This window comes from Photobacterium sp. Ph5 (assembly GCF_022129445.1).
Classification (GTDB): domain Bacteria; phylum Pseudomonadota; class Gammaproteobacteria; order Enterobacterales; family Vibrionaceae; genus Photobacterium.
Window position 1 is genome coordinate 1 of sequence record NZ_JADQAQ010000106.1, and the last position, 2,864, is coordinate 2,864.

A 2,864-nucleotide genomic window follows, 5' to 3' on the forward strand; every position below is an offset into this window, starting at 1 on the left:
TATTTCACTTTAACGCGATAGGTCACATAGCCATTTTCTGCTGGGGCTAACGAACCATCAAATTGCCATTCAATATTACCCTCATACCCTATTGTATTGTCTGTCGTACTTGGTATCACGACGGTACACGTGGTTAATGTTGACGGGAAAGACGCAGCAGGTGTACTACAACTGATCACTTCTGATAATGCACTGTACTCTGGCACTGAATCATTGATTTTAATGGTATCAATATCCCCTGAGCCGTTATTCATAAAGTAAATTTTATACTCTAAAATGTCTCCCGGTTTCGCTTGATTACTACGACTTTCATCAACCTCACCACTTGTGATATTTTTCACCGTTTTCTCAATTTCTAATTCACCCGAACCATTAAAGCTGACTTTGATACTATCAACATCACTAACTTGACGTGTCACCGTGGTATTGGCGAAATCCATATCGGCATTAAGTTGGTAATTATACACCGCATGTAATGGCACATTATTGGGCACTATCACTTTTACTAATAAACATACTTCTCTGGTGCCGTTTGCACTAACGGCTGTTGGGTTGATAACAGTGGTATCAATACCGCCCTCAAGTTCACCATTACAGTTATTATCAACATATAAGATTTGGTTCCAACCGTACCCTGATGGAGAGGCTAACGGGTTAGTTATACTGAAACTCACATCACCTGCAGTATTGACATTAAACTTATGGCTAAAGACAACAGGCACACCCGGCTCTGTTTCTGAATAATTATCCGGCTCCAAGGTGGGTACACTGACTTTACCAAAATCTAACCCAGTTAAGTTATCCCCTGCTTGAGCAATGATCTCCATCTCACTATCGGTATCACTACTGCTGGTCACTTGCGGCCAGTTATTGGCATCCGCTTCACTGATATCTATCCATTTCGATTGTGGCATCACACGAATAGTTAATGGCTCGTCAGCAAATGTAACAGGAACCACAAAACTATAATCACCTTTACCATTAGTGACTTGTGTATTAATCACATCACCATTACTGTAACCGCCAACACCGGTACCGTTATAAATTAGCTGAACCGTAAAGTTATCTAAGCCTGTTTCTGAGCCATTCATAAAGCCATCATGGGCTGTACCGCCTAAATAACCGTTATCTTCAAACACGGTACCGGTGATCACGATTTGGTTAATGAGATTAAATTGATAATCTTCTACCTCACCATTAGCAACCGTACCCGTTGGCGTGTCACATAAATTCTCCACATTACAGAGTCGATAACGAATGAACGTTAACCCATCATACCCAGCAGTAGCACCGGCATTTAAGAGCAATGAAACATTATTATTGCCAGCATTAACGGCCAAATCATTCAAGACGTGTTCCCCTGGGTCAGTAAAATTACCGTTGTTATTTAAATCAACAAACGCATTTAAAAAACCACTCCCCCCAGTAACGAAAACAGATACCGCCTTTGGTGTTGCCACAATGATATTATTATCATCCATGCTGATACCGTCTTCATCATCAATACCCGTATCATTATCACCGGTGGCATCATCACTGTAGAAATCATGTAAATCCGGATCCCAGCGAGTACCCAAAATTAAATCTGGCTCACCCGATACGTCCACATCGTCATTACGGTGTCCGACTTGACCATAGGTATCCGGTGCATCCCCTTTATCCACGCTAGCAATACAACCCGCCGCATCGTGGAAAGAGACACTGCTGTACGTACTTGGGATCACATAAGTGGCTTCATGGGTGATCATATTAATGCGATACATGGCCACACGATTAAAGAGATCATAAGTGCCATTGCCATTGGTATCGTGATCCCCTGCAAGGGTAAAGGCATAAAGATGGTTTAAATCATCCGCTGCGACAGCACCAGTTTGGAAGTTTGGTGGCTTAGCCCCATTGAAATTTAGTGGATAGGTGTTAACGGCGTTGGTATCGGGGTTATATTGGTAAAGTGTTGGCGTTGTTGGGTCAGTTTCGACACCTAAATTACCGTTACCGTTTAAATCTACCCCATATATAAATCCATCGATTTCTGATACCGCCCAGTCAGGCCCCATTCTGATATTATTATTAGGTGTCCCTCCTAATATTGAAGCTGGTAGAGCTTTTACGCTGAATGTCATGGAGGTTAAATCAATAATGATCAAGCTGTCCCACACACTGCTTGCCACATAGTATTTTGTACCATCACTGGATATGGTTCCCATATTCACAGGGCCATACTTTATAAGTAACGAACCAATATCACTTAATAATGCAGCGCCCGGTGTAAAGGTTGCGCCACCACCGGCTATGGAATTAATGGTGTATGTCCCGTCAGAGAACACACGCCCTAACGATGTAAAACTAGTGCCTAGTGTATCCGTCACCACAACTTCTGTATAAGCACCATTTGTATAGGTGCCATACATTAGACCTGTATTTCGATCGAGGGCTAATGCATTTAATCGGAAATAAGAGACACTATTATCAATAGAACTAAATTCAAAGGTGAGTGGTTGAACGGGCGTCACCGCTGAATAGGTATACGTATTCCCACCATCATCAGACTCAGTCACATATAATTGATCACAAACATTGGTTAAATTCAGATCAGATACCATGAATTTATAGTCTTCAACTTCCCCATCATCCGCCTCACCAATCGGTGAATCACAACTGGTATCAGCAGAACACGCTCTCACTCGCACATAGGTGTAACCCAGCTCTGCACCACCCGGTACGGTAATTGGTGTACTGATGGTGCCTGCTGTGGCGGTCGAGTTATTAATGACCTGCTCACCCGCATCATCCCAGTCACCATCACGGTTCCAGTCGATCCACGCATGAAGTTGCAAGCCATTGAGTGTCGAGCCAGCATCTTT

1 protein-coding gene is annotated in these 2,864 nt (G+C 42.9%); it reads right to left on the bottom strand.

Going from position 1 to position 2,864, the window contains the following annotated elements:
- On the bottom strand, positions 1–2,864 hold a 2,864-nt coding region (locus I3259_RS20090; protein ID WP_238031433.1), incomplete at both ends, for a GEVED domain-containing protein.